General features: G+C 68.6%; 24 protein-coding genes. 10 read left to right on the top strand and 14 right to left on the bottom strand.

The features are described from left to right. Positions 1-122 precede the first annotated feature (122 nt). From CVV72_RS36110 to CVV72_RS36090, 5 genes are all read left to right on the top strand, one after another. Entirely contained in the window at positions 123-1,307 is a 1,185-nt protein-coding gene (locus CVV72_RS36110) for a TetR/AcrR family transcriptional regulator (protein ID WP_219148658.1), read from the top strand. 52 nt (positions 1,308-1,359) lie between these two features. Next, positions 1,360-2,583 (top strand): low temperature requirement protein A, encoded by a 1,224-nt coding sequence (locus CVV72_RS36105; protein ID WP_219148656.1) that lies wholly within the window; start codon positions 1,360-1,362, stop codon positions 2,581-2,583. Positions 2,584-2,693: 110 nt separating this feature from the next. Further along, on the top strand, positions 2,694-3,998 hold the full coding sequence (locus CVV72_RS36100; RefSeq protein WP_219154359.1) for an acyl-CoA dehydrogenase family protein: 1,305 nt from the start codon (positions 2,694-2,696) through the stop codon (positions 3,996-3,998). Between the two features lie 18 nt (positions 3,999-4,016). Continuing rightward, on the top strand, positions 4,017-5,225 hold the full coding sequence (locus CVV72_RS36095) for an acyl-CoA dehydrogenase family protein (RefSeq protein ID WP_125673900.1): 1,209 nt from the start codon (positions 4,017-4,019) through the stop codon (positions 5,223-5,225). 371 nt (positions 5,226-5,596) lie between these two features. After that, positions 5,597-6,604, top strand: coding sequence for an MASE1 domain-containing protein (locus tag CVV72_RS36090; RefSeq protein WP_219148655.1), 1,008 nt, complete (start codon positions 5,597-5,599; stop codon positions 6,602-6,604). Here the strand turns inward: CVV72_RS36090 and CVV72_RS36085 are convergent. From CVV72_RS36085 to CVV72_RS36050, 8 genes are all read right to left on the bottom strand, one after another. Then, the gene (locus CVV72_RS36085; RefSeq protein ID WP_219148653.1) at positions 6,568-7,623 is read right to left on the bottom strand and encodes an alpha/beta fold hydrolase; all 1,056 of its coding nucleotides are present in this window, start codon (positions 7,621-7,623) and stop codon (positions 6,568-6,570) included. The genes CVV72_RS36090 and CVV72_RS36085 overlap by 37 nt on opposite strands. A gap of 117 nt (positions 7,624-7,740) precedes the next feature. Further along, on the bottom strand, positions 7,741-8,604 hold the full coding sequence (locus CVV72_RS36080) for an SDR family oxidoreductase (RefSeq protein ID WP_219148650.1): 864 nt from the start codon (positions 8,602-8,604) through the stop codon (positions 7,741-7,743). Between the two features lie 86 nt (positions 8,605-8,690). Next, positions 8,691-9,197 carry a GNAT family N-acetyltransferase gene (locus tag CVV72_RS36075; RefSeq protein WP_219148649.1) on the bottom strand — a complete coding sequence of 169 codons (507 nt, stop codon included), beginning with the start codon at positions 9,195-9,197 and terminating at the stop codon, positions 8,691-8,693. Then, positions 9,194-9,424, bottom strand: a complete 231-nt coding sequence (locus tag CVV72_RS36070; RefSeq protein WP_370641850.1) for a M24 family metallopeptidase — start codon at positions 9,422-9,424, stop codon at positions 9,194-9,196. The genes CVV72_RS36075 and CVV72_RS36070 overlap by 4 nt, the downstream gene beginning before the upstream one ends. 74 nt (positions 9,425-9,498) lie before the next feature. Further along, positions 9,499-10,653, bottom strand: a complete 1,155-nt coding sequence (locus CVV72_RS36065; protein ID WP_125673906.1) for an acyl-CoA dehydrogenase family protein — start codon at positions 10,651-10,653, stop codon at positions 9,499-9,501. Beyond that, the gene (locus CVV72_RS36060; RefSeq protein WP_219148647.1) at positions 10,650-12,644 is read right to left on the bottom strand and encodes a biotin carboxylase N-terminal domain-containing protein; all 1,995 of its coding nucleotides are present in this window, start codon (positions 12,642-12,644) and stop codon (positions 10,650-10,652) included. Before CVV72_RS36060 ends, CVV72_RS36065 begins: the two co-directional genes overlap by 4 nt. A gap of 175 nt (positions 12,645-12,819) precedes the next feature. After that, a complete protein-coding gene (locus CVV72_RS36055) occupies positions 12,820-14,433 on the bottom strand; it encodes a carboxyl transferase domain-containing protein (protein WP_125799457.1) in 1,614 nt (537 codons plus the stop codon). A gap of 148 nt (positions 14,434-14,581) precedes the next feature. After that, entirely contained in the window at positions 14,582-15,391 is an 810-nt protein-coding gene (locus CVV72_RS36050) for an SGNH/GDSL hydrolase family protein (protein WP_219148646.1), read from the bottom strand. 151 nt (positions 15,392-15,542) lie between these two features. On the opposite strand from CVV72_RS36050, the gene CVV72_RS36045 reads away from it, so the two are divergent. Then, complete coding sequence (locus tag CVV72_RS36045; protein WP_034309221.1) at positions 15,543-16,133, top strand: TetR/AcrR family transcriptional regulator; 591 nt, start codon at positions 15,543-15,545, stop codon at positions 16,131-16,133. Between the two features lie 57 nt (positions 16,134-16,190). Next, the gene (locus CVV72_RS36040; RefSeq protein WP_034309225.1) at positions 16,191-16,688 is read left to right on the top strand and encodes a hypothetical protein; all 498 of its coding nucleotides are present in this window, start codon (positions 16,191-16,193) and stop codon (positions 16,686-16,688) included. Positions 16,689-16,929: 241 nt separating this feature from the next. Here the strand turns inward: CVV72_RS36040 and CVV72_RS36035 are convergent, their stop codons facing one another. From CVV72_RS36035 to CVV72_RS36025, 3 genes are all read right to left on the bottom strand, one after another. Then, a complete protein-coding gene (locus tag CVV72_RS36035; protein ID WP_219148644.1) occupies positions 16,930-18,024 on the bottom strand; it encodes a homoserine O-acetyltransferase in 1,095 nt (364 codons plus the stop codon). After that, complete coding sequence (locus tag CVV72_RS36030; protein WP_219148642.1) at positions 18,021-19,322, bottom strand: bifunctional o-acetylhomoserine/o-acetylserine sulfhydrylase; 1,302 nt, start codon at positions 19,320-19,322, stop codon at positions 18,021-18,023. Before CVV72_RS36030 ends, CVV72_RS36035 begins: the two co-directional genes overlap by 4 nt. A gap of 78 nt (positions 19,323-19,400) precedes the next feature. Further along, the gene (locus tag CVV72_RS36025; protein ID WP_219148639.1) at positions 19,401-19,799 is read right to left on the bottom strand and encodes a VOC family protein; all 399 of its coding nucleotides are present in this window, start codon (positions 19,797-19,799) and stop codon (positions 19,401-19,403) included. Positions 19,800-19,855: 56 nt separating this feature from the next. On the opposite strand from CVV72_RS36025, the gene CVV72_RS36020 reads away from it, so the two are divergent. Genes CVV72_RS36020 through CVV72_RS36010 form a run of 3 tightly spaced genes read left to right on the top strand, consistent with a single transcriptional unit; the run spans position 19,856 to position 22,230 of the window. Beyond that, positions 19,856-20,206 carry a PadR family transcriptional regulator gene (locus CVV72_RS36020; RefSeq protein WP_219148637.1) on the top strand — a complete coding sequence of 117 codons (351 nt, stop codon included), beginning with the start codon at positions 19,856-19,858 and terminating at the stop codon, positions 20,204-20,206. Next, entirely contained in the window at positions 20,203-20,640 is a 438-nt protein-coding gene (locus tag CVV72_RS36015) for a VOC family protein (RefSeq protein WP_219148635.1), read from the top strand. Before CVV72_RS36020 ends, CVV72_RS36015 begins: the two co-directional genes overlap by 4 nt. 36 nt (positions 20,641-20,676) lie before the next feature. Further along, complete coding sequence (locus CVV72_RS36010; protein WP_219148633.1) at positions 20,677-22,230, top strand: helix-turn-helix domain-containing protein; 1,554 nt, start codon at positions 20,677-20,679, stop codon at positions 22,228-22,230. Positions 22,231-22,351: 121 nt separating this feature from the next. Here the strand turns inward: CVV72_RS36010 and CVV72_RS36005 are convergent, their stop codons facing one another. The 3 genes from CVV72_RS36005 to CVV72_RS35995 form a co-directional block, all read right to left on the bottom strand. Then, positions 22,352-22,579, bottom strand: coding sequence for a hypothetical protein (locus CVV72_RS36005; protein ID WP_034309241.1), 228 nt, complete (start codon positions 22,577-22,579; stop codon positions 22,352-22,354). A 92-nt stretch (positions 22,580-22,671) separates the two neighbouring features. Next, a complete protein-coding gene (locus CVV72_RS36000; protein WP_219148631.1) occupies positions 22,672-23,091 on the bottom strand; it encodes a pyridoxamine 5'-phosphate oxidase family protein in 420 nt (139 codons plus the stop codon). Then, positions 23,091-24,032 carry a zinc-binding dehydrogenase gene (locus CVV72_RS35995; protein ID WP_219148629.1) on the bottom strand — a complete coding sequence of 314 codons (942 nt, stop codon included), beginning with the start codon at positions 24,030-24,032 and terminating at the stop codon, positions 23,091-23,093. Before CVV72_RS35995 ends, CVV72_RS36000 begins: the two co-directional genes overlap by 1 nt. Positions 24,033-24,112: the final 80 nt, after the last annotated feature.

Below are 24,112 nucleotides of genomic sequence, written 5' to 3'. Positions count from 1 at the left end.
CTGTATCAGGGGTGAAACGTACCGGCCGGTAGCCATGCTAATGCCGATTAACATAAACCGCGATAACCCCATGGTGTCAATGGGTTGCGATGCACGCAACCGGCGCTATCGTGGGTTCACCTATGGATCACCCGACCGAGCGTTCAGCCCGACCGCGCGACCGCAAGGCCCAGCTGGCCGGCCTCGCCGCGGAGCTGTTTCGCGCCCGCGGGTTCCACGGCGTCGGCATCAACGACATCGCCGCCGCGGCGGGGATCACCGGGCCCGCGCTGTACCGGCATTTCTCGGACAAGCAGGCGGTGCTGTCCTACGTCGTGCTGTCCGGCATCGACGACATGGAGGCCGCCACCACCGAGACCCTCGCCGACGTCGACCTTCCCGTTCCCGCCCAGGTCAACGCCCTGTTGGGCACCCTGGCCGCGCAGGCCGTGGAGCGGCGTGAGGTCGCCGCGCTGTGGCGCTGGGAGGGCAGGCATCTGCCCCGGGAGGAACGGCGGGAGATCCGACGGCGGTCCGGCGCGGTGCTCGAAGCGTGGTCGAAGGCGTTGCTCGCGCTGCGGCCCGAACTGACCACCGACGACGCCGAGCTGCTGTGCTGGGCGGGGCTGAGCGTGTTCGGCAGCGTCTCCGTGCACCACACGTCCGTGGCGAAGAAACGGTTCGCGCAGATCCTGGTACAGCTGGCGGAGTCGGTGCTGCATGTCACACTGCCCGAGCCCTCGGAGCCGGCGGAAGAGACACCGTCGATGGCGCTCGGCGAGCCGTCCCGCCGCGAGCAGATCCTCGCCGCCGCGACCGAGCTGTTCGGGCAACGCGGCTTCCGTTCGGTGAGCATGGAGGAGATCGGCGCGGCCGCCGGGATCGCCGGGCCCAGCGTGTACCGGCACTTCCCCAGCAAGGCCGCGCTGATGGTGGCGATCGGGCATCGAGCGGCCGACCGGCTGGCGCTCGCCGCGGAACGCGCGTTGCGGACCGGCGACGAACGTGACGCGTTGCGCAGGCTGGCGGCGTCCTATGTGCACACCTTGCTGCACACGCCCGAACTGCTGGTGTCGTTCTCCGGCAGCCCCATGGAACTGCCCGAACGCGACAAGGCGGACCTGATCCGGGTCCAGCGGGACTATGTCGCGCGCTGGATCGCACTGGTGTCGGAAGTCCGCCCGGAACTGAGCCTGCGCGAAGTGAAGATCACCGTGCACGCGGCGCTGACCATCGCGAACGACCTCGCACGCACCCGGCGCGTCAACGGCCGCCCGAACTTCGAGGCCGAGCTGACGACGTTGATGCACGCCGTCCTCGGGGTCTGAAAGTCCGCTTTGGGCAAACTCGCGTGTCCCGCAAAGGAGTGCAGGGCACGATATGCGCGTGCCCACGAAACGCGGCCTGCATCTGGTGACCCGGGAAGAAGACCACAAGGTCACCACGCTGGAGCTCTTCTTCGACCTGGTCTTCGTCTACGCCATCACCCAGACCACGCAGCTGATGGCCGATCACCTCACCCCGCTCGGCATCGGGCAGGGCGTCGCGATGATCGCCGTGCTGTGGTGGTGCTGGTGCGCCTACGCCTGGCTGGCCAACACCCTGCACGTCGACCGCGGCATCGCCCAGCTGGCGATGTTCGCCGCGATGGGGACGATGTTCCTGGTCTCGCTGACCATCCCGGAGGCGTTCACCGACCTGCCCGGCGGCCTGTACGCGCCGCTGATGTTCGTCGGCTGCTACTTCCTCGTCCGGTTGCTGCATCTGACCGCGTACTTCGGCGCCGCGCGGACCGACCCCGAGCTGCGCAAGACCGTCCTGAAGATGTTCGTCGGCCTGCTGCCGAGCGTCGCGCTGCTGACCGTCGCGGCGTTCTTCTCCGGCTGGGTTCAGCTCGGCATCTGGGCCGTCGCGATGCTGGCCGACTACGTCAACGTCTTCCGGACCCGTTCCTCGGATTGGCGGCTGCACCAGCCCGGCCACTTCGCCGAGCGGTTCGGGCTGATCGTGATCATCGCGCTCGGCGAGTCGATCGTGGCGATCGGCATCGGGATCAGTTCGTACCCGATGTCCTGGCCGATCACGCTGGCCGCCGTCTTCGGGCTCACGCTCGCTTCCGCGATGTGGTGGATGTACTTCGCCGTCGTCGCGCACGTGTCCGAGCACAACCTGAAGCGCGCGGAGGGCGTGGAGCGGGTGCGGATCGGGACGGACACCTACACCTTCCTGCACCTCCCGATCATCGCCGGGATCGTGCTCGTGGCGCTGGGGCTGAAGAAGTCGCTGCTGTACGTGTCCGACACCGAACACCACAGCCTCGCCGACGGCCTGCACGGGACCCCGATCTGGGCTCTCACCGGCGGGCTCGCGCTCTATTTGATCGCGTTGAGCGGGCTGCGGCGCCGGAACCTGGGGTCGTGGAACGTGCGGCGGCTGGTGCTCGCGGTGGTCCTGCTGGCCTCGACTCCACTGCTGGAACTGGTGCCGGCGATCGTGCTCGTCGGCATCGTCGCGCTGGCGGCGGTGGGCCTCGTGGTCGTCGAGAGGCGCAAGATCGTGAGTAATCCTGGCCTGCCCGGCCTCCCGGATCACTCACCGGCGTGACGTTCGCCTCCCCCATGGTGGCGCATCAGCCCAAGGCGAGTTAACCTACTCACGAGTAGGTAAGCGAGGCAGGGAGACTCACCGTGGGTGCGCCTAGGAAACGAGACGCGATGGGCCTTGGCCTGTCCGCGCTCACCCGGCTGGCCGGGAGCAAGGTCATTGAACGGGCCGGACTTCGGAAGCCCGTGCAGAACCTGGTCAGTGCCGGGACGCGCAACGGCTTCCGGGTCGCGGGCGCGGCGGGACGGACGTTCAAATCCGCCCAGAAGCTCGGCAAGCCCGCGCGGCTCGCGCCTGCCGAGGACACCGGGCTGTTCGACCTCACCCCGAGTGAGGACCAGCAGCTCATCGTCGAGACCGTGACGGAGTTCGCGGCCGAACAGCTGCGGCCCGCAGCGGCCGACGCCGACGCGAAGCTTCAGGCGCCCGAGGGCCTGTTGAGCCGTGCCGCCGAACTCGGCATCACGCTCGTCGGCATCCCGGAGGAGTTGGGCGGGGTCGGCACCGAACGGTCGGTCGTCACGAACGCGCTGGTCGCCGAGGCCCTCGCGCACGGCGACCTGGGTCTCGCGGTCGCGGTGCTCGCGCCGTCCGCGGTCAGCACCGCGCTGGTGTCCTACGGCGACGAGCAGCAGCAGGCGGACTACCTGCCCGCGTTCGTCGGCGAGAACGTCCCGGCCGCGGCGCTCGCGCTGCAGGAGCGCACCGCGTTGTTCGACCCGTTCAAGCCCGCGACCAAGGCCCGCCGCACGCCGAAGGGCTACCAGCTCGACGGCGTGAAGTCGCTGGTCCCGAGGGCCGCCGACGCCGAGCTGTTCATCGTGTCGGCCGATCTCGAAGGGCCGGCAGGCACCAGTCCGGCGCTGTTCCTCGTCGAGTCGTCGAACTCCGGTGTCACCATCGAGTCCGAACCGGCGATGGGCCTGCGCGGTGCGGCGACCGGAAAGCTGCACCTGGAGAAGGTCGCCCTTCCGGCCGGGGCGCTGCTCGGCGGCGGCAAGGCCGAAGTCTTCACCGAGGTCGTCCGGCTCTCGCGCCTCGGCTGGGCCGCGCTGGCCGCCGGTACCGCGAAGGCCGTCCTCGACTACGTGGTGCCGTATGTCAACGAGCGCAAGGCGTTCGGCGAACCGGTGAGCCACCGGCAGGCCGTCGCGTTCTCGGTGGCCGACATCGCCATCGAGCTCGAAGGACTGCGACTGGTCACGCTCCGCGCCGCTTCCCGCGCCGAGCAGGGCAAGCCGTACGCCCGCGAGGTCGCGCTGGCCCGGAAACTGGCCACCGACAAGGGAATGCAGATCGGCAGTGCCGGGGTCCAGCTGCTCGGCGGGCACGGGTTCGTCAAGGAACACCCCGTCGAACGCTGGTACCGAGACCTCCGCGCGATCGGCGTGATGGAAGGCGCCGTCCTTCTCTAGGACTTTCGAAAGGCAATCATGATCAACCTTGAGGTTCCGAAGAAGGCCGGCACCCTGATCAACCAGGCGTACCAGGCCGCGGCCGAGGTGTTCCGGCCGATCTCGCGCAAGTACGACCGCGCCGAGCACACCTATCCGGCCGAGCTCGACATGTTCGCCGCGTTGCTGGACGGGCTGAACTCGTCCGGCGAGGGCGGCGCCGGCGCGGCGGGCGTCCGCCGGTCCGAAAAGAACGAGAAACCGGGCAACCGCAACGGTTCCAACCTCAACATCGTGCTCGGCACGATCGAGATGTGCTGGGGCGACGTCGGTCTGCTGCTGTCCATGCCGCGCCAGGGGCTCGGCAACGCCGCCATCGGCTCGGTCGCCACGGACGAACAGCTCAAGAAGTTCTCCGGGCTGTGGGCCGCGATGGCGATCACCGAGCCGGACTGCGGCTCGGACTCCGCCGCGATCACCGCGACCGCGCGGCTCGACGGCGACGAGTACGTGATCAACGGCGAGAAGATCTTCGTGACCGCCGGCGAGCGCGCCGACGCCGTCGTAGTCTGGGCCACTCTGGACAAGACGAAGGGCCGCGCGGCGATCAAGTCGTTCGTCGTCGAGAAGGGCACGCCCGGCTTCGAGGTGGTGCGCGTCGAGCACAAGCTCGGCATCCGCGCCTCCGACACCGCCGTGCTGCGGTTCGAGAACGTGCGCGTGCCCAAGGAGAACCTCCTCGGCACGCCGGAGATCGACACCGCCAAGGGTTTCGCCGGGGTCATGCAGACCTTCGACAACACCCGCCCGCTCGTCGCCGCCATGGCCATCGGTGTCGCCCGCGCGGCGCTGGAGGAGACCCGGAAGATCCTCACCGACGCCGGCGTGGTCATCGACTACGACAAGCCCGTCCACAGCCAGCACGCCGCCGCCGCGACGTTCCTGCAGCTGGAGGCGGACTACGAATCGGCGTACCTGCTGACGATGGAATCGGCGTGGATGGCCGACAACCGCAAGCCGAACTCGCTGCAGGCCTCGATGGCCAAGGCGAAGGCGGGCCGGTCGGTCGTCGAGATCACGCTGAAATGCGTCGAGCTGGCCGGGACCTTGGGCTACACCGAGGAATCGCTGCTGGAGAAGTGGAGCCGGGACGCGAAGATCCTGGACATCTTCGAAGGCACGCAACAGATCCAGCAGCTGATCGTGGCGCGCCGGATCCTGGGCAAGACGAGCGCCGAGCTCAAGTAAGGGCAAGGCTCGCATGACCGGGTGCCGACTGCGCCCGGGGTTGCGAAAGCCACTTTCGCAACGTTGAAGGTTGCGAAAGTGGCTTTCGCAACGGCGGCCGTGGCCGGGCGCGGTAACGCCGTGGCGATCATGCCGCGAAAGCCACTTTCGGGACATCAGACGTCGCGAAAGTGGCTTTCGCGACACACCGACACAAGCTGTGAGCCTGAGACCGGCAGCACCCGGAAGCCAGTAGGTAGCCAAGACACCCTTGGTCAGAACCGTCCTTGCTACCCACGAGCCCGTTTATTTCCACCATTTCGACAACACCTTCGTGGTGACCGAGCGAAGGTACTCTCGTACTTCCTTTGCCCGCGAAGGCAGGAGTCGCGATGAGACCGCTTCCCCCTGCCGCACGCTGGTGTCTCATCGTCCTCGGTGTCACAGTCTGCTACTTCGTGGCGGGTCAGATCGGCATTCAGTGGGCGATCGTGCGGGAACAGATCTCGCCGCTGTGGCCCGCCGCCGGTGTCGCGCTGGCGGTGCCGATGCTCCTGGGGCCGCGGTTCTGGCCGGGGATCTTCCTCGGCGCCCTCCTGACGAACATCGCCCTCGGCCCTTCCCTCGGCACGGTCCTGGTGATCTCCGCGGGCAACACGATCGGCCCGATGCTGGCGTACGCGGTGATGCGGCGGCTGGGTTTCCGCAACCAGCTCGACCGGCTTCCCGACGCCGTCCTGCTGGTGGTGGCCGGGGCGATCGGGGGCACGGCCGTCAGCGCGGCTCTGGGCACCGGCGTGCTGATCCTCGATGGCGCGCTGGGCCCCGGGGACTTCTGGGCGACCGCATTGGTGTGGTGGACCGGCGACGCGATGGGCGTCCTGACGATCACGCCGCTGCTGCTCCTGGCGCCGAGGTTCCGCCTGCCCAAGCAGGTTTCGCTCATTCGCTGGGGCGAGGCGGCGGCTCTCGCGCTCTTCGCCGTCGGCACGGCGATCCTCGCGTCCACGACGACGTCGAAGCTGTTCCTGGTCTTCCCTGTGCTCGTCTGGGCGGCGCTGCGCTTCCGGCAGGCCGGGGCGCTGCTGTGTTCCTTGTGCGTCTGCACCTTCACCATCTTCGCCGCGATCCGAGGGCTCGGTCCCTACGGCTCCTACGAGCTGACGACCAGGATGCTGCACGTCCAGGCCTATGACGCCACTGTCGGGCTCACCGCGCTGGCGTTGTCCACGATCGTCCTGCAACGCGATCGCGCGACCGCCGAGATCGCCGACGCCTGGCGTCAGATCACCGAAATGGTGGACCTGATCTCGGCACGCCAGTCCTTGCGCAGCGCCATGACCCAGCGCGAGGACGCCGAGACTCAGGCGGCCTGTTCGTCGAGGAAACGGTCGAGGTAACGCCAGGTGGTCCCCCGGGCCTTCCGGCCGGTGAGGACGCCGAGGTGCCCTCCGGGCGCGGTCTCGAAGGTCACCGAAGGCGAGTTGTCCAGCAGCTCGGTGAGCCGTTCGACAGCCGCGCGAGGGGCGATCGTGTCGTTCTGCCCGGCGATGACCAGCGTCGGCACCTTGATCCCGGACAGCGCGATGATGCGGCCGTTGAGATCGACCGTGCCCTCGGCGAGGTCGTTGGCTCGGAAGAACCGGTGGTAGATCTGGCCGAACGTCCGCCCGGGGTAGGCGATCATGTTGTCCATGAAGTGGTCGACGGCCTCGATCTGCGCCAGGTAGTCCCGGTCGTCGAGATTCTTCAGGATCGCAAGTGGTTTGGTGATCTCCTTGCTGATCCCGGTCGCCCGGAAGACGCGGCTGACCAAATAGGACGGTGCGCCGCCGAGTGCCCGGTAGAACGGGGTCAGCAGGTGGCCGCCGGTGAGGTCCACCAGCGGGCGGAACGGGGCGATCAGCGGGATCGCGGTGAAGTCGAACGGTGACGCGATGGTCGCGATCGACTCGATCGGCAGATCGGGCTGGTCGGCGGTGGTCAGCAACGAGAAGATCCCGCCGAGGCACCACGCGACGACGTGCACGCCCTGGCCGCCGGAATCCTCGCTGACCTTGCGGATCGCGCGCGGGAGCACCTCCTCGATCCAGTGCTCGATGCCGAGCCGCCGATCGGAGAAGGCGACGTTCCCGTAGTCGACCAGGTACGTGTTGCGCCCGCCGTCGACCAGATGCTCGGCAAGGCTGCACCCGCGGCGCAGGTCGAAGCACAGGGCCGGCGCGGCCAGCGGCGGCACGAGCAGCACCGGCGGGCCCGACGCGGGAGCCTTGCCGTTCGTCAGCCGGTACAGCGACCGGTTCGGGCCCTGGTCGATCAGGACACGCGGCACCGGGCGAAGATCGGCGACACCACCGTGCAGCACCTTCCCGACGACGTTCGACGCGGCGGCGGCGAGCCGTGCCGGGGGTGTGGCCATGGTGTGCCTCCTGGATAATCAACGCGGTAAGACGTAATCTTGCCGCCTGGGAGCGCACGACTCAACACCCCGGCCGCCACAGGCCGTCCATTTCGGACAGTGGCTAGGCCGTACGAGTTAAGAATCGGTGCCCTTTTCCGCCGCCGGAGCACTCCTCGCGGCCCGCGATTCGTACTCCGCGCGAGCACTGGAATGCGTTGCGGAGGACAGAATCTTGTCGCCGCCGAGCGCGCGGAGCAGACCTTCGCCGAGGCGGCGCGGAAGCAGCCGTGTGATCCTGCCCATGGCGTCCAGCGACGCGGGCACGAAGACGTCGAACTTGGGACGGCGCAACGCATCGACAATGGCCTGCGCCACATCTTCCGGCTGCACCGATTTGAAGAACTTCGCCTCGCCGAGGCCGCTGGCCAGTTCCGTGCGCACCACCGCGGGCATCACGCAGGACACCAGCACGCCCGTCCCGTGCAATTCCAGATGCACCGATTCCGACAGGCCGACGACGGCGTGTTTCGTGGCGCAGTAGGTGGCGGCACCGGGGAATCCGGCCTTTCCCGCCATCGAGGCGATGTTGACGATGTGGCCCGTGCCACGCGGGCGCATCCGCTTCACCGCTTCCCTGGTGCCGTGGATCACCGCGTGCAGGTTGATCTCGAGCAGCCTGCGGGTCGCCGCGTCGTCCTCTTCGTCAAGCGGCGCGAGCGGCATGATGCCCGCGTTGTTGATCAGCACGTCGATCGGGCCGACGCGCCGCTCGACCTCGTCGAGGAACTCGGTGAAGCCGCGCGTGTCGGTGACATCGAGCGGCAGGGCCTCCGCGCCCAGCTCAGCGGCGGTCTTCTCGGCGAGCACCTGGTCCAGGTCGCCGATCACCACCTTGGCGCCGAGCCGGGACAGCGCCGTCGCGGTACTGGCCCCGATGCCCTGCGCCGCTCCGGTGATCACGACGACCTTGCCTGCCAGGGAACGTTCACGTTTGGCCATGCTGGGCTCCTCTGCGACCGCACTGTCCGGGGCACTGTTGGCGATGTGTCAACTATGGTGCACCGGAAGCCGCCAGGGCGCCAGTCCTATGGTCGCTGCTCGAACACCTGCCCGATCCAGCCCTTGACGTCGAAGCGCTCCGTCGGCTTGAAGCCCTGGCTCTCGTAATAGCGCTGCAGGTCGCCGTCGCCGCCCGCCCAGCAATCGACGCGCACCAGGCCGATGCCGCGTTCCCGTGCCTCGGCCAGCGCGAACTCGATGAGCTGGGAGCCGACTCGGTGACCGGTGAACCGGCGCGAGGTCAGCAGCAAGCCGATGTAGATCTCCGGCTCGCCGACCGGCGAGACATGCGGGAAACGGTCACCGAGGATGATCGCCCCGGCCGCCCGGCCGTCGATCTCGGCGATGTACAGCCCGGGTCCGTCGGCCATCCCACGGACCCGCTCGACGCGTTTCGGGATCGTGGACCACGGCTCGCTCCCCCACTGTCCCTCGCTGCCACGCGAGGCGAGCCACGCGACGACCTCGTCGAACATGTCCAGCAAGGTCTGAAAGTCCCCAGAACCACCCTGGCGGATGATGAAATCGCTCATTCTTCCGTTCTACAACATCGTGAGGACACGCGGACCTTCTGTCGTGATGGCGACGGTGTGCTCGACGTGCGCAGCGTCCAGCCGTCGTCCTCGATCCGATAGCCGTCGCGGCCGTCGGCGATGAACTTCGGCTCGATCGCCAACACCAGACCCGGTTTGAGCCGCATGCCGCGCCACGGCTTGCCCTCGTTCGGCAGATGCGGGCCCACGCCGAACGCGTGTGTCAAGTCGTAACTCGCGTGATCAGAGCCGGTACGGCTTCAATCACGCGAGTTACGCCTCCAGTCACGCGAAACACGTGTCAGGCGACGCCGAGGTGCCGCGCGATCAGCATCCGCTGCACCTCCGAGGTCCCCTCCCCGATCTCCAGGATCTTCGCGTCGCGATAGAACCGGCTCACCGGGAACTCGTTCATGAAGCCGTACCCGCCGAAGATCTGCGTCGCGTCGCGCGAGTTGTCCATGGCGGCGTTCGACGCGACGAGCTTCGCGATCGACGCCTCCTTCTTGAACGGCTCGCCGCGCAGCATCTTCGACGCCGCCGCGTAGTACGCCAGCCGCGCGGTGTGCGTGCGCACCTCCATGTCGGCGATCTTGAACTGGATCGCCTGGTACTCACCGATCTTGTGCCCGAACGCCTCGCGTTCCTTGACGTACCGCAGGCATTCGTCGACGCATCCCTGCGCGAGCCCGACGCTCAGCGCGGCGATCGCGACCCGACCTTCGTCCAAAATGGACAGGAACTGGGCGTAACCGCGGCCGCGTTCGCCGACCAGGTTCTCCGCCGGGACACGGACGTCGTCGAATGAGAGCTCGTGGGTGTCCGAGCAGTTCCAGCCGACCTTGGAGTACTTCGGCGCGACGGCGAAGCCCGGGGTGCCGGACGGGACGATAATCGCCGAGATCTCTTTGCGCCCGTTCTCCTTCACGTCGGTGACGGCGGTGACCGTGACCAGTTTCGTGATGTCGGTGCCGGAGTTGGTGATGAACGACTTGCTGCCGTTGATCACCCAGGTGTCGCCGTCGAGTTTCGCGCGCGTACGGGTGGCGCCGGCGTCCGAGCCGCCGCCGGGTTCAGTGAGCCCGAAGGCGCCGAGCGCGGTGCCGGCGCACAGCTCCGGAAGCCACTTCTGCTTCTGCTCCTCGGTGCCGAACCGGTAGATCGGCATGGCTCCGAGGGAAACACCTGCCTCGACGGTGATCGCGACCGAGGAATCGACGCGCGCCAGTTCCTCCAGCGTCAGGCAGAGCGCGAAGTAGTCGCCGCCCATGCCGCCGTATTCCTCGGGGAAGGGCAGACCGAACAGGCCCATCTCGGCCATCTTCGCGACGATCTCGTACGGGAATTCCTCCCGCTCGTAGAGGTCGCCGATGACCGGGGCGACCTCGGACCGCGCGAATTCCTCGACCGTCTTGCGCAGCGCCTCGTACTCGTCATCCAGCCGAAAGTCGATCATTGCTCATCCTTTTGGGGTGTCACGACGGCTACCGTCTCGTCCAGCGCGACCTGTTGGCCCGCCCGGACGGGGAGTTCGCTGACCACGCCGTCGATCGGCGCGGTGATCGTGTGCTCCATCTTCATCGCCTCGACGACCACGAGCGGTGTCCCGGCACTCACCACGTCACCGGCGGCGGCCTTGACGACCAGCACGGTTCCGGGCATCGGGCTGGTGACCGGTCCGGCGCCGCCCGCGGCACCGGCGGCCGAGCGCAGCCTCTCGCGCTCGCCGATCGCGAAGCTGTGGCCGTCACGCGCGAGCCACACCGTCCTCCCGCTCCCGGCCGCGTGCCGGTAGCGGTGGAAACCGGTGGGATGCCGGACCTCCAGCAGATCACCCTCGCGCCGCGCGGAAACCCGGACCGGCTCGGCGCCGTTGCCGTCGACGACACTGACGAGCGCGTTCGCCGGAGTGCCCTGCACCCGTACGACGACTTCGGAACTTCCCGACTTCAGCGCGAAGTCGATCCCGCCCGAGCCGCCGAGCCGCCAGCCGTCCGGAACGTCCCACGGATCGATGACGGATCCCTGTGGTTGCAGGGAAAGCAGCCGGTCGAGCGCCGCCGCCACGAAGAACTCCGGCGGCACCGCCTCGGAGACCAAAGTGGACAGTCGCCGGTCGACGAGACCGGTGTCGAGCTTGCCGTCGCGGACGTCGCCGTCGGCGAGGAGACCGCGCAGGAAGGCGACGTTCGTGCCGACGCCGAGCAGCGCGGTGTCCGCGAGCGCCAGGTCGAGCCGGTGCAACGCGGCCGCGCGGTCCGGGCCCCAGGCGATGACCTTGGCCAGCATCGGGTCGTAGTTCGAGCCGATGACCGCGCCCTCGCTCATCCACGAGTCGACGCGCACGCCCTCGCCGGACGGCTCGTGGACCGCGAGCACGGTGCCACCCGTCGGGATGAAACCGCGAGCGGGATCTTCGGCGTAGACGCGGGCTTCGACGGCGTGACCGTCCAACCGGACGTCGTCCTGTGCCACGGTGAGCACGTCCCCCGCGGCGATCTTGACCTGCCACTCGACGAGATCCAGCCCGGTGACCAGTTCGGTCACCGGATGCTCGACCTGGAGCCGGGTGTTCATCTCCATGAAGAAGAACTCGTCGGGCGCGGTGGCCGACACGATGAACTCGACCGTCCCCGCGCCGACGTAACCCACCGAGCGCGCGGCCTCGACCGCGGACGCGCCCATCTTCGCGCGCGTCGCTTCGTCGAGGAGCACGGACGGCGCCTCTTCGATGATCTTCTGGTGCCGCCGCTGGAGACTGCACTCACGCTCGCCGAGGTGGATCACGTTGCCGTGGGTGTCGGCGAGCACCTGGATCTCGATATGGCGCGGCGTGGTGACGAACCGCTCCATGAGCAGCGTGTCGTCACCGAACGAGCCCTTGGCCTCCCGCCGCGCGGACTCGACCGCGGCGTCCAATTCGGACAGTTCGGTGACCAGCCGCATACCCTTTCCGCCACCACCGGCGGACGGCTTGAGCAGCAGCGGGAACCCGACCTTCTCCGCGGCGGCGGCGAAACCGCCTTCGGGAATGTCCACATCGGACGCGCCCGGCACCACCGGGACACCGGCCTTGGACACCGTCGCCTTGGCGCGGATCTTGTCGCCCATGGCGTCGATGGCCTCGACCGGCGGGCCGATGAAGACCAGACCGGCGTCGGCGCAGGCACGCGCGAATTCCGCGTTCTCCGCGAGGAAGCCGTAACCGGGGTGGACCGCCTGCGCGCCCGTGTCGACCGCCGCCTGGACGATCGCCGGAATGGACAGGTAGCTCTTCGCCGCTTCGGCCGGGCCGATGCGGACGGCGGTGTGCGCCTCCCGGACGTGCCGGGCGTCGGCGTCCGCGTCGCTGTACACCGCGACCGAACGGATGCCGAGTCCCCGCAGCGAGCGGATCACGCGGACCGCGATCTCGCCGCGGTTGGCGACCAGAACCGTGTCGAACATGCTCACATCCTGTGTTTTCCGGCGGCGCGCGATCGCGAACGCGTAGCCAGGCCGCTCGTTGTTGAGTCGAACTCGAGTCGTGTGCCCAGGGCGACCCGCCTCCACGTTCGCGAGTCCTCCGGACGGCATACGCGCAGGCTTCGGCCTGGTCGAGCGATCCTCTGCATCGTCGCGCTCACATCCTGAAGACGCCGTAGTTGACATCGGAAAGTGGCGCGTTGGCCGTCGCGGAAAGCGCGAGGCCGAGCACCGTGCGGGTGTCCGCCGGATCGATCACTCCGTCGTCCCACAGCCGCGCCGTCGAGTAGTACGGGCTGCCCTGCGCCTCGTACTGGTCGCGAATCGGATCCTTGAAGGCTTCTTCGTCCTCTGTGGACCATTCGCCGCCGCGAGCTTCGATGGCGTCGCGGCGGACCGTCGAAAGCACCGACGCCGCCTGCTCGCCACCCATCACCGAGATCCGCGCGTTCGGCCACATCCACAGGAACCGCGGCGAGTACGCGCGGCCGCACATCGAGTAGTTGCCCGCGCCGAACGAGCCGCCGATGACGACGGTCAGCTTCGGCACGCGCGCGCAGGCCACCGCGGTGACCATCTTCGCGCCGTGTTTGGCGATGCCGCCCGCCTCGTAGGCCTTGCCGACCATGAAACCGGTGATGTTCTGGAGGAACAGCAGCGGAATCGAGCGTTTGTCGCACAGTTCGATGAAGTGCGCGCCCTTCATCGCGGACTCGGCGAACAGCACGCCGTTGTTCGCGATGATGCCGACCGGATGGCCGTGGATCCGGGCGAACCCGGTGACCAGCGTCGAGCCGTACTCCTTCTTGAACTCGCCGAACCGGCTGCCGTCGACGATCCGGGCGATGACCTCGCGGACGTCGTAGGGCACGCGCGGGTCGGTCGGGACGACGCCGTACAACTCGTTCGGGTCGGCGGCCGGTGCCTCCGTCGGGAGGACGTCCCAGGGACGCGGCGTCCGCGGGCCCAAAGTCGACACGATCGAGCGAACGATGCGCAACGCGTCGGCGTCGTCCTCGGCGAGATGGTCGGTGACGCCGGACTGACGTGAATGGACATCGCCGCCGCCGAGCTCTTCCGCCGTGACGACCTCGCCCGTCGCGGCCTTCACCAGCGGCGGGCCGCCGAGGAAGATGGTGCCCTGGTTCCGCACGATGACCGCTTCGTCGCTCATCGCCGGGACGTACGCGCCGCCCGCCGTGCACGAACCGAGCACCGCGGCGATCTGCGGGATACCGCGCGCGGACATCGTGGCCTGGTTGTAGAAGATCCGGCCGAAGTGCTCACGATCCGGGAAGACCTCGTCCTGCCTCGGCAGGAACGCGCCACCGGAGTCCACCAGGTAGACGCACGGCAGGTTGTTGTGCAGCGCGACCTCTTGCGCGCGCAGGTGCTTCTTGACCGTCATCGGGTAGTAGGTGCCGCCCTTGACCGTCGCGTCGTTGGCGACGATCACGCATTCGCGGCCGGAGACCCGCCCGATCCCGGTGATGATCCCGGCCGAGGGGGCCTCGTCGTCGTACAGTCCGGTGGCGGCCAGCGGGGACAGCTCCAGGAACGGCGAACCCGGGTCGAGGAGGGTGTCGACCCGGTCGCGTGGCAGGAGTTTGCCTCGCTCGACGTGGCGGGTGCGGGATTTCTCCGGGCCCCCGAGCCGGGCGGCGGCGAGCCGCTTGCGCAGGTCTTCGACCAGTTCGGCGTGGGAGGTGACGCTGCGGGCGTACTCGTCGCTGCCCGGATCGGCCGAAGTGCTCAGTACGGGTGTGTCCATGGCTCCTCGTCGCCAAGTTAGCCGTCGTTAACTTGCCCTCGTAGGTTAACGCCCACTAACCCGCTCTGTCCACCGCGCCCCCGAAAGCGCGTGAAGGCCCCCTTCCCTCGGCTGAGCCGAGGGAAGGGGGCCTTCACGCGCGAAATGGTCAGCCGATCGCGGAGACCAGCGGGGCGTAGTAGCCGCCCCGCTGACCGGCGACCGTCGGGTGGTACGAGTTCACGATCGGCCAGGTGAGGCTGTGCAGGTAGTCACTGGCCGACGAGCAGATGTTGTGCCCGGTGAAGGCACCCCGCACGTCGACGAACTTCGCGCCGTGCGCGGAGGCACGGGCCGAGAGCACCGACGCCAGCGTGTCGGAGCCCGAGTTGATCGCGGTGCGCTTGGTGTCGCTCAGCCCGACCGAGCACGAACCCGGCACGGTGTAGAAGCGCGGATAACCGAGGACGACCAGCTTCGCGCTGGGCGCCTTCGACTTGATCTTGCTGTAGACGTTGTCCAGCAACCCCGGAAGCGTGTTGTTCACGTAGGTCTTCGCGGTGTTGACCCGGTTGACGCAGGTCTGGTCGCTGCCGGTGGTGCAGGTGGTCATGACGTCGGCGAACCCGGCGTCGTTGCCGCCGACCGAGACCGTCACCAGCGTGGCGCTGGAGGTGACGTTCGCGATCTGGTTGAGCACGTCGCCGGTGCGCGCCCCCGAGCACGCGACGAACTTGAAGGTGGTCCCGGCGTGGGCGTTGGCCCACAGCTGGGGATAGGCGTTGGCACTGCGCATGCAGTCGCCCGAGTTCCCGTAGCTGCCGGCACCGACGCCGGACGAGTACGAGTCGCCGAGCGCCACGTAGTCGGTCGCCGCCTGGGCGGTGCCCGCGAGACCGAAGGTGGCAAGGACAGCGACCCCCAGGGCCGCACCTAAACGAGTGAAGGAAAGAGCTTTGATCCGAGCAGGGACGGCCATGGTCACTCCTTCGTGACAAGTTAACGAGACACAGCATTACCAGGTGGTAGCCACACGCAAAAGGGTCATTTCCCCAGGTAACCCGCTTGGCCCAGGCTGGAAGTACGGCCGCGTGTTAGCGCTCGCTAACACGCGGCCTTAATATGGCCAGATGCCGGCGAACCCCACCCCACTCGTGAACGGCGAGAAGGCGAACAGGCGTGAACAGATCATGGCCGCCGCCGCCGAACTCTTCGCCCACCACGGTTTCCACGGCGTCGGCATCGACGACATCGGCGCGGCCGTCGGCATCTCCGGCCCGGCGTTGTACCGGCATTTCCGCAGCAAGGACGCCATCCTCGGCGAGATGCTGAACTCGATCAGCCGCTATCTGCTCGACGGCGGGACGGCGAGGGCGAGTCAGCGGGACGAGCCGGGCGAGGTTCTCGAAGCACTGGTGAATTTTCACGTCGACTTCGCGCTCGCGCATCCCGCGTTGATCACCGTCCAGGAACGCAACCTCGCCAATCTCACCGACAGTGACCGCAAGCAGGTCCGCGCCCTGCAGCGCCAGTACGTCGAGGTCTGGGTGCGCGCGATCAGCGACGCCGTCCCGGGGATCGGCGAACGGCAGGCGCGATCGGCGGCGCACGCGGTCTTCGGGTTGATCAACTCGACGCCGTACAACCGCCATCTCGGTGACAGCGAACTGGCCGAAATGCTCTGCCGCCTCGCGCTGGGTGCACTGCACGCCGCCAAGTGACCACGTCCGGGTTTCGGCCTATCCCCACTTTTCCGTCCTCTGGTGTTTGATAGGCACGTGGAGCCGGACAGGAGCGAGTACGAGCGGAGGCTCGTCGAAAAGGCGCAGCGCGCGCTCGTGGCGATCAGCCTCGGGGAGGACGCCGAGGCGCTCGACGAGCTCACGCCGACCGCCGTCGAGCCCCAAGCCCGCTCCGAAGAGACCAAAGAGCTCGTGATGATGCTCTTCGGTGAGTGCAGCGCCATGGTGTCCACCCTCGGTGACGGCGGCAGCGCGCCGGTCAAGGTCCAGGTGTTCGACGAAGACGGTGAAGAGGTCTCGATCGACCAGGCGGACCCTCCCGTGCGGACGGCCGTGCGCACATTGCTGGCCGAGGTGCACGGCAACAGCGAGGCCGCGCAGGAACAGGTCGAGATCGCGCTCGCGAACGCCGCGCCGGACGAGGTCGACAGCCTGGTGCTGCAGGCGCTGCGCTGGACGATCCGGCTGTCGGCGGAATGCCTGGACCGGGACCTGCCCGTGGCGCCCTGGATCTCGGACGCGGTGGCGGACTAGCGGGCGGCCCTGCCGGGGGTGTCGCGAAAGCCACTTTCGCGACGTCTGATGTCCCGAAAGTGGCTTTCGCGACACGCTTGCCGACGGCTTGGGGCGATGGGGTGCCGAGCTTGAGCGGCTCGGGAGCGGCCAGGTTGCCAATGTCGCATTCGAGACGCTCAGTGTCCCCGATGCGACATTGGGGACACTGAGCACAGGAAGGCAACGCCACCGCTGCACCGCGGGCAGCAGCAACCCCGGGCTACCCCAGCAGCAGCTTCACCAGCCGCGCGATCTGCTCGGTCTCGATCAGGAACGAGTCGTGCCCGTACGGTGAGCCGATGACGGCGAACTCCGCCCCGTCGATCCCGTCCGCGATGGCCTGCGACTGGTACAGCGGGTACAGCCGGTCACTGTCCACCCCGGCCGCGACCGTGCGCGCGGTGATCCGGCCGAGCGCGTTCGCGACCCCGCCCCGCCCGCGGCCGACGTCGTGCGTGTTCATCGATTCGGTGAGCACCACGTAGCTGCCGGCGTCGAACCGGCGGGACAGCTTCCCGGCGTGATGGTCCAAATAGGACTCGACGGCGAACCGCCCGCCCCGCAGGGGATCTTCACCGTCTTGGTGACGACGCCCGAAGCGTTGCGCCAGTTCGGCTTCGCTGCGATAGGTCGCGTGCGCGATACGGCGCGCGATGCCGAGTCCGGCGTCCGGGCCACCGCCGGGGACGTCGTAGTAGTCTCCGCCGTGCCAGCCCGGATCGGCGCGGATGGCGTGCAGTTGAGGCGCGGCCCAGGCGATCTGGTCGGCCGACGCCTGCGCCGTCGACGCGAGCACGAGCAGTGCCGCGACCCGGTCCGGTTCGCTCACCGCCCATTCCAGCGCGCGCATCCCGCCCATGGACCCGCCGACCACCGCCGCCCACCGGCCGATGCCCAGCGCGTCGGCGAGGACGACTTCGGCACCCACCTGGTCCCGGACGGTCACGGCGGGAAACCTGCTGCCCCAAGCTTTTCCGTCCGGATGCCGCGAAGAAGGGCCGGTCGATCCCTGGCAGCCGCCGAGTACGTTCGGGACCACCACGAAGAACGCGTCGGTGTCGATCGCCTTGCCCGGCCCGATCAGGCCGTCCCACCAGCCGGGGCTGACGTGACCTTCCTCCGCGGGACCGACGGCGTGGCTGTCGCCGGTCAGCGCGTGCTCGACGAGGATCGCGTTGGAGGCACTGGGATCCAGCTTCCCCCAGGTCTCGTACGCGAGCGTGAACGGCAGCGTCCCACCGGTTTCGAGCGCCTGGACGCCGCCCACGAAGCGGCGGCGTCCAGGCGGCTCTCCCTCTCGCCACGCACCGGTCACAGAGCGGCCTTGGCCGCCCGGAATCCGGCCTCGAGATCGGCCTTGAGGTCCTCGATCCCTTCCAGCCCGACGGCGAGCCGCACGAGACCCGGCGTGACACCGCTGGAAACCTGCTCCTCCGGCGTGAGCTGGCTGTGCGTCGTCGAGGCCGGGTGCACGATCAGGCTGCGCACGTCACCGATGTTGACCAGCTGGCTGTGCAGTTCCGTACCGTCCACAAAGGCCCGCCCGGCTTCGACCCCGCCGCGCAGGTCGAACGACAGCACCGCGCCGGCCCCCTTCGGCAGATACTTCTTCGCGGCCTCGTGGTACGGGCTCGACGGCAGCCCGGCGTAGTACACCTTCTCGACCTCATCACGCTGTTCGAGCCACTCGGCCAGCGCCTGCGCGTTGGACACGTGCCGCTCCAGACGCAGCGAAAGCGTCTCGATCCCTTGCAGGATCAAGAAACTGTTCAACGGCGCGATGGCGGCGCCGGTGTCGCGCAGGATCTGGACGCGGGCCTTGGCGGCGAACGCGCCCGGGCCGAGGGCCTCCCAGTACTTGAGGCCGTGGTAACTCGGGTCGGCCTCGGTGAAGCCGGGGAACCGCGCCGGATCCTTACCGAAGTCGAAGGTGCCACCGTCGACCAGCACCCCGGCGACCGTGGTGCCGTGCCCGCCGAGGTACTTGGTCGCCGAATGGACGACGATGTCGGCGCCGTGCTCGATCGGGCGCACGAGGTACGGCGTCGGCACGGTGTTGTCCACGACCAGCGGGACACCGGACTCGTGCGCGGCGTCGGCGACCGCGCGGATGTCGAGCACGTTGCTGCCCGGGTTGGCCAGCGTCTCGGCGAAGAACAGCTTGGTGTTGGGCCGGACGGCCGCCTTCCACTGCTCGATGTCGTCCTGGTCCTCGACGAACGAGACCTCGATGCCCAGCTTCGGCAGCGTGTAGTGGAAGAGGTTGTAGGTGCCGCCGTACAGCGACGGACTGGAGACGAAGTGGTCGCCCGCGTTCGCGAGATTGAGGATGGCCGCCGTCGTCGCCGCGCTCCCGGAGGCGAACGCCAGCGCCGCGACGCCGCCTTCGAGCGCGGCGAGCCGCTGTTCCAGCACGTCCTGCGTGGGATTGTTGATCCGCGTGTAGATGTTGCCGGGCTCGGCGAGGCTGAAGAGGTCGGCGCCGTGCTGGCTGTCGCGGAACACGTACGAGGTGGTCTGGTAGATCGGGGTCGCCCGCGCGCCGGTGGCCGTGTCCGGCGCCGCACCCGCGTGGATCTGCTTGGTCTCGAACGACCATCCGTCCGCGCTCATCGCGATTCTCCTAGCGGTTCAAGGGGTTCGGCTGTTGCCACCGAAGCTAGCTCCGCCGAACGGAGCACCCAACCGCTCTCAGGAGGTGGGATTCTTTTCCTGAAGGGCGAACCTGTTGCCCTCCGAATCGGTGAACATCGCCCACCAGCCCCACGGTTGCTTCTCCGGCCGGGCGGGGAAGTCGACACCCTTCGCCGAAAGCTCCTCGTACGTCTTTTGGATGTCGTCGGCGTAGAAGAAGAAGTTGGCCGTCGGGAGTTCGTCACGCACTTCGAAGCGCTTGAGGTCCTCCGGCGCGGTACTCAGAACGAGTGACGTCGCACCATCCGCCGAAGTGACCTCGACCCACCGGTTCCCTTCGTCGTCATACGGCACGTCGGTGGTGATCCCGAACCCGACGACCTCGGACCAGAACCGCTTCGCCCGGTCCTGGTCCCGCACCCCGACGACGATCTTGTGCACGCCCTGAATCGCCATACCGGCTCCTTTGTATCCATAATGGATATAACGAGATCGGAGTGTATGCTTCCCCGATGGCCGACGGCAACCCGCAACTCACCCCCGCGGCGTTCCAGACCCTGCTGGCGCTCGCGAGAGGCCGCGCGCACGGCTACGCGATCATGGGTTTCGTCGACGAGGTGAGCGGCGGTACCGCCCAGCTCGGCCCCGGCACGCTGTACCGGACGCTCGCCCGGCTCGTCGCCGACGGCCTGGTCGAAGAGGCCCCGGACGCGAGCGAGGACCAGCCGCACGACTCGCGCCGCCGCTACTACCGGCTGACCCGCGCAGGCCGGGACGTCGCCGCCCGCGAGGCGGAGTTCCTGGGCAGGCTCGTCGCCGTGGCCGGACAGGCCGGGCTGTTGAAGCGGGCGGAGTCGGCGTGAGCCGGGCGCTCGGCTTGACGCCGCATCTGTTCGTCAAGGACGTCGACGTCTCGCTTTCCTTCTACGCCAAGGCGTTCGGCGCCGCGGAGCTGTTCCGCAACGTGTTGCCGAACGGTGTCGTGCTGTTCGTGGAACTCGCCGTCGGCGACGCGCGGCTCCTGGTGAGCCAGGAGATCCCGCAGCTGGATGCCCTCGCGCCGTCGACCCTCGGCGGCACGCCGATGCTCCTGACCTTGGAGACCGACGACCCCGACGACCTCGTACGGCGCGCGGTGTTCGCGGGCGCGCGCGTGGAGGCGCCGGTGGAGGAGATGTTCTTCGGCGAGCGCTACGGCCGGATCGTCGACCCCGATGGACACCGATGGGCGTTGACGACCAAACGGGAGCGGTTCACGCCGGAAGACATCGACGCGAGGACCCCACGCGAGGTCTGACGTGTGCGGTGCTCCCACCTGCTGGACAATCGCCCCATGGTTTCCGTGCGCAGTGTCGTCGACCGGGTGGGGCCGACGCTGTTGCACGCCCTCCAGGTCCCCGAAGAGTCCCCGGCCGTCGGCGACGTCGTCATCGCCGAACCCGGCAACACCCTCGCCGCGGGGGATCTCGTCCTCGGTGTCGCGATCACCGAAACGCCGGACGCCGCGGAACTCGTCCGGCTCAGCGCGGCCAAAGGTGCCGCCGCCGTCCTGCTGAAACCGCCGCTCGCGGCGAAACCCTCGGTGAAACGGGCGGCGAAATCGGCGGACATCGCGTTGATCGAGGTGCGCTCGGCGACTTCCTGGGCGCAGCTCGTCTGGCTGCTCAGAACGGTCCTCGACGCGCTGGCCGACGAGTCGGACGCGCTGGAGGACGGCGGCGGCCCCGGTTCCGGCGACCTGTTCCGGCTCGCGGACGCCGTCGCCTCGGTGGTCGACGCGCCCGTGACCATCGAGGACACCAACTCGCGGGTGCTCGCCTACTCGGCCCGGCAGGACCTGACCGACTCGGCGCGCGTGTCCACGATCATGGGCCGCCGCATCCCCGACGACGTGCTCGCGCGGTTCCGGTCACGAGGGGTGTTCCGCGAGCTTTCCCGCGGGCGGCAGACGATCTTCGTGCCCGCGCAGCGCGACGGCACGCTGCCCCGGCTCATCGTGCCGATCCGGATGGGCGGCGAACTGCTGGGCTCCATGTGGGCGGTCGTCGCGGGCCCGGTCTCCGACGAACGCGCGGCGGCGTTCGCCGACGCGGCACCCGTCGTCGCGCTGCACCTGCTGCGCCGCCGCGCGCACACCGATTCGCAACGCCGGGTCTCGGCCGAACTCCTGCGTGCCGTGCTGGAGGGGAAGGCCAGCCCCCGCAAGGCGATCGCGGAACTCGATCTCTCCGAGGAGCCGCACCGCGTCGTGGTCGTCGAAGTCGCCGGCGGCGACGGCCGTGACGACGAGGGCCTGCGGCTCGCCCTCCTGGAACGGATCTCACAAGGCGTCGGCAGGCGGCCGGTGGCCACCGAACTCGGGGGCGTGCTCTACGCGGTCGTCCCGGACGGTGACGGCTGGACCGAACTCCGGGCCGCGCTCGAAGCCCTGCCGTCGACGAGGAAGGGCGGGACACCGCGGGCGGCCGCCGGGTCGGCCTGCGAAATCGGCGAACTCGCGACGTCACGGCTACAGGCCGACGAGGCGCTTGGCCTGCTTCGCGCGAAGCTCGTACCTGGTCGCGTCGTGGTCTTCGACGAGGCCTGGACCGCTCTTTCGCTGCACCGCGGGGCGACGGCGGCCAGTACCGCGAAGGTCGCGGAGCTCGGCCCGCTCGGCTTGCTGCGCGCGCACGACGAAGCCCACGAGAGCGGCTACGTCGACACGCTCTATCAATGGTTGCGGCATCCCGGAGACCCCCGCGCGGCCGCGAAGGAACTCCGGATCCATCCCAACACCCTGCGGTACCGGATGCGGCGGCTGCTCGATCTCGTCCCGCTGGATCTCGACGATCCCGATGTCCGGCTGGCGCTGATCACTCAACTCGTTTCCCTGCGCTGGAGTTGATTCCACTACAAACTGCTCGAAAACGAACACTTTGTAGTTCGACAAAACCGTGCCCAGACGTCAGGAAAGGGTCTTTCAGGACGAAGAACGTCTTGAAAGACCCTTTCCTGACATCGACGGTTCAGTGCGCGCTGGCGCGATAACCGTCCTCAATGGTCTGCCGCACCGCGGCGAGCAGATCGGCACCGGGGTAAAGCGGCAAAAGAACACCGGGGCCGCCGTCGACCCGCAGCGCGGCTTCGTAGCCGTTTCCGGGGGTTTCGACCAGGCCCACGATGACATCTGCCGGATTGCCTTCGGTGTCGACGGTGCGGACGCGCCGCTCCCGTCGCCAGTCCTGATTTGTCATGCGGAACAGAATGGCAGCTTACCGGCCAGTAAGATCAACATCTTGACTCGATCGTGCTGCATTTACCGTTTCGCAGGTTGCACGGCCGTCCGTCATACCCGATACCCGAGGTCTTCGGCGACGAATCGCTTCGGCACCATCCGGACCCACACGGTCCCTTCCACCTCGGGATCATCGTGCAGGTAAGAACGAAAACGCGGATCCCATTTGCGTTCGTCCCGGCCGAGATACCGGCTCAGCAGCCTCCGCCCACGGGGAACGTCGAACGGCAGCACCTCCGCTTCACCGCGCGCGAGCACCTGCCGGACCAGGCCGGTGCCGACGTCGCACACGTCGACGGTCACCGCGATCGACGGCGACTCGCGGACGAGACCGGCCAGCCGCGCCCATGGTCCGGTGAGGATCCAGAAGGCCTGTTTCTCCCAGAGGTACCAGGTCGGGCGCACGGTCGGGCCCGCCGCGGCGACCCTGGCCGTGAGCGGACCGGCGAGGAATTCGTCGACGTCGAACATCAGATCTCGAGCACCGTCTTGCCGATCGCGCCGCGCGACTGCATGACCGCGTGCGCGTCGGCTGCCCGTTCGAGCGGGAACCGTTGGCCGATCACGGGTTCCAGCCGTCCGGCGGCGGCTTCGGCGAGCGCCGACTCGGTGAACGCCCGCATCTCCGCCGGTCCGCCGAGGCCCCGGATCACGGTGACCCCGCGCGCGGCGGCGTCCTCTTCGGACACCTCAGTCCACGAGCCGCTCGACAGCCCGTAGATCAGCATCCGGCCGCCCGGTTTCAGCAACCCGAACGACGCCTGGCCGATCTCTCCGCCGACCCCGTCGAACACGACGTCGACCTCCCCCGCCTTGGCCGTCCAGTCCGGTTCGCGGTAGTCGACCGCCAGGTCCGCGCCGTGCTCCCGGACGTGCTCGGTCTTCGCCGCGCCACCCGCCGCGCCGACGACCTCGGCACCGGCGGCCTTGGCGAGCTGGACGATCAGCCCGCCGACGCCGCCCGCCGCGGCCTCCACCAGCACGCGCTCGCCGGGCCGGATCCGCGCGGCGGTCACCAGCGCGGTCGCCGTGCGGCCGTCGGCGAGGATCGCCACCGCGGCGTCGAGGGCCAGGCCGTCCGGCACCCCGAAGACACCGTCGGCGGCGACCGCGACCCGTTCCGCGTACGCCCCGGAACCGCCGGTCGAGGTCACGACGCGTTTGCCGACCAGGCCGAGGTCGACCCCCGCCCCGACCGCGCTGATCACGCCGCCGACGCCGTTGCCGGGGATCATCGGCGGCTCGGCGCGGAACGGCCCGCCTCCGCCGGCACGGAACTGCGTCTCGACGAAGGTGATGTTGGCGAACGCCACCTCGATCAGGACCTGCCCCTCGGCGGGGACCGGATCCGGGGCATCGCCCGCGACGAGCACTTCGGGCCCGCCGAACTCTTTCAACCACACGGCTCTCATGTGACCCAAGGTGCAAGCTCCACTTGACTGGAGGTCAAGCGATTGTGCCCGGGAAACCATGATCGGTTCCCAACACTGTC

Origin of the sequence: Amycolatopsis sp. TNS106 (assembly GCF_019330265.1) — a bacterium.
Taxonomy (GTDB): domain Bacteria; phylum Actinomycetota; class Actinomycetes; order Mycobacteriales; family Pseudonocardiaceae; genus Amycolatopsis; species Amycolatopsis lurida.
The sequence above is the reverse complement of the archived record's forward strand: the minus strand, read 5'-3'. Positions and strand labels throughout refer to the sequence as shown.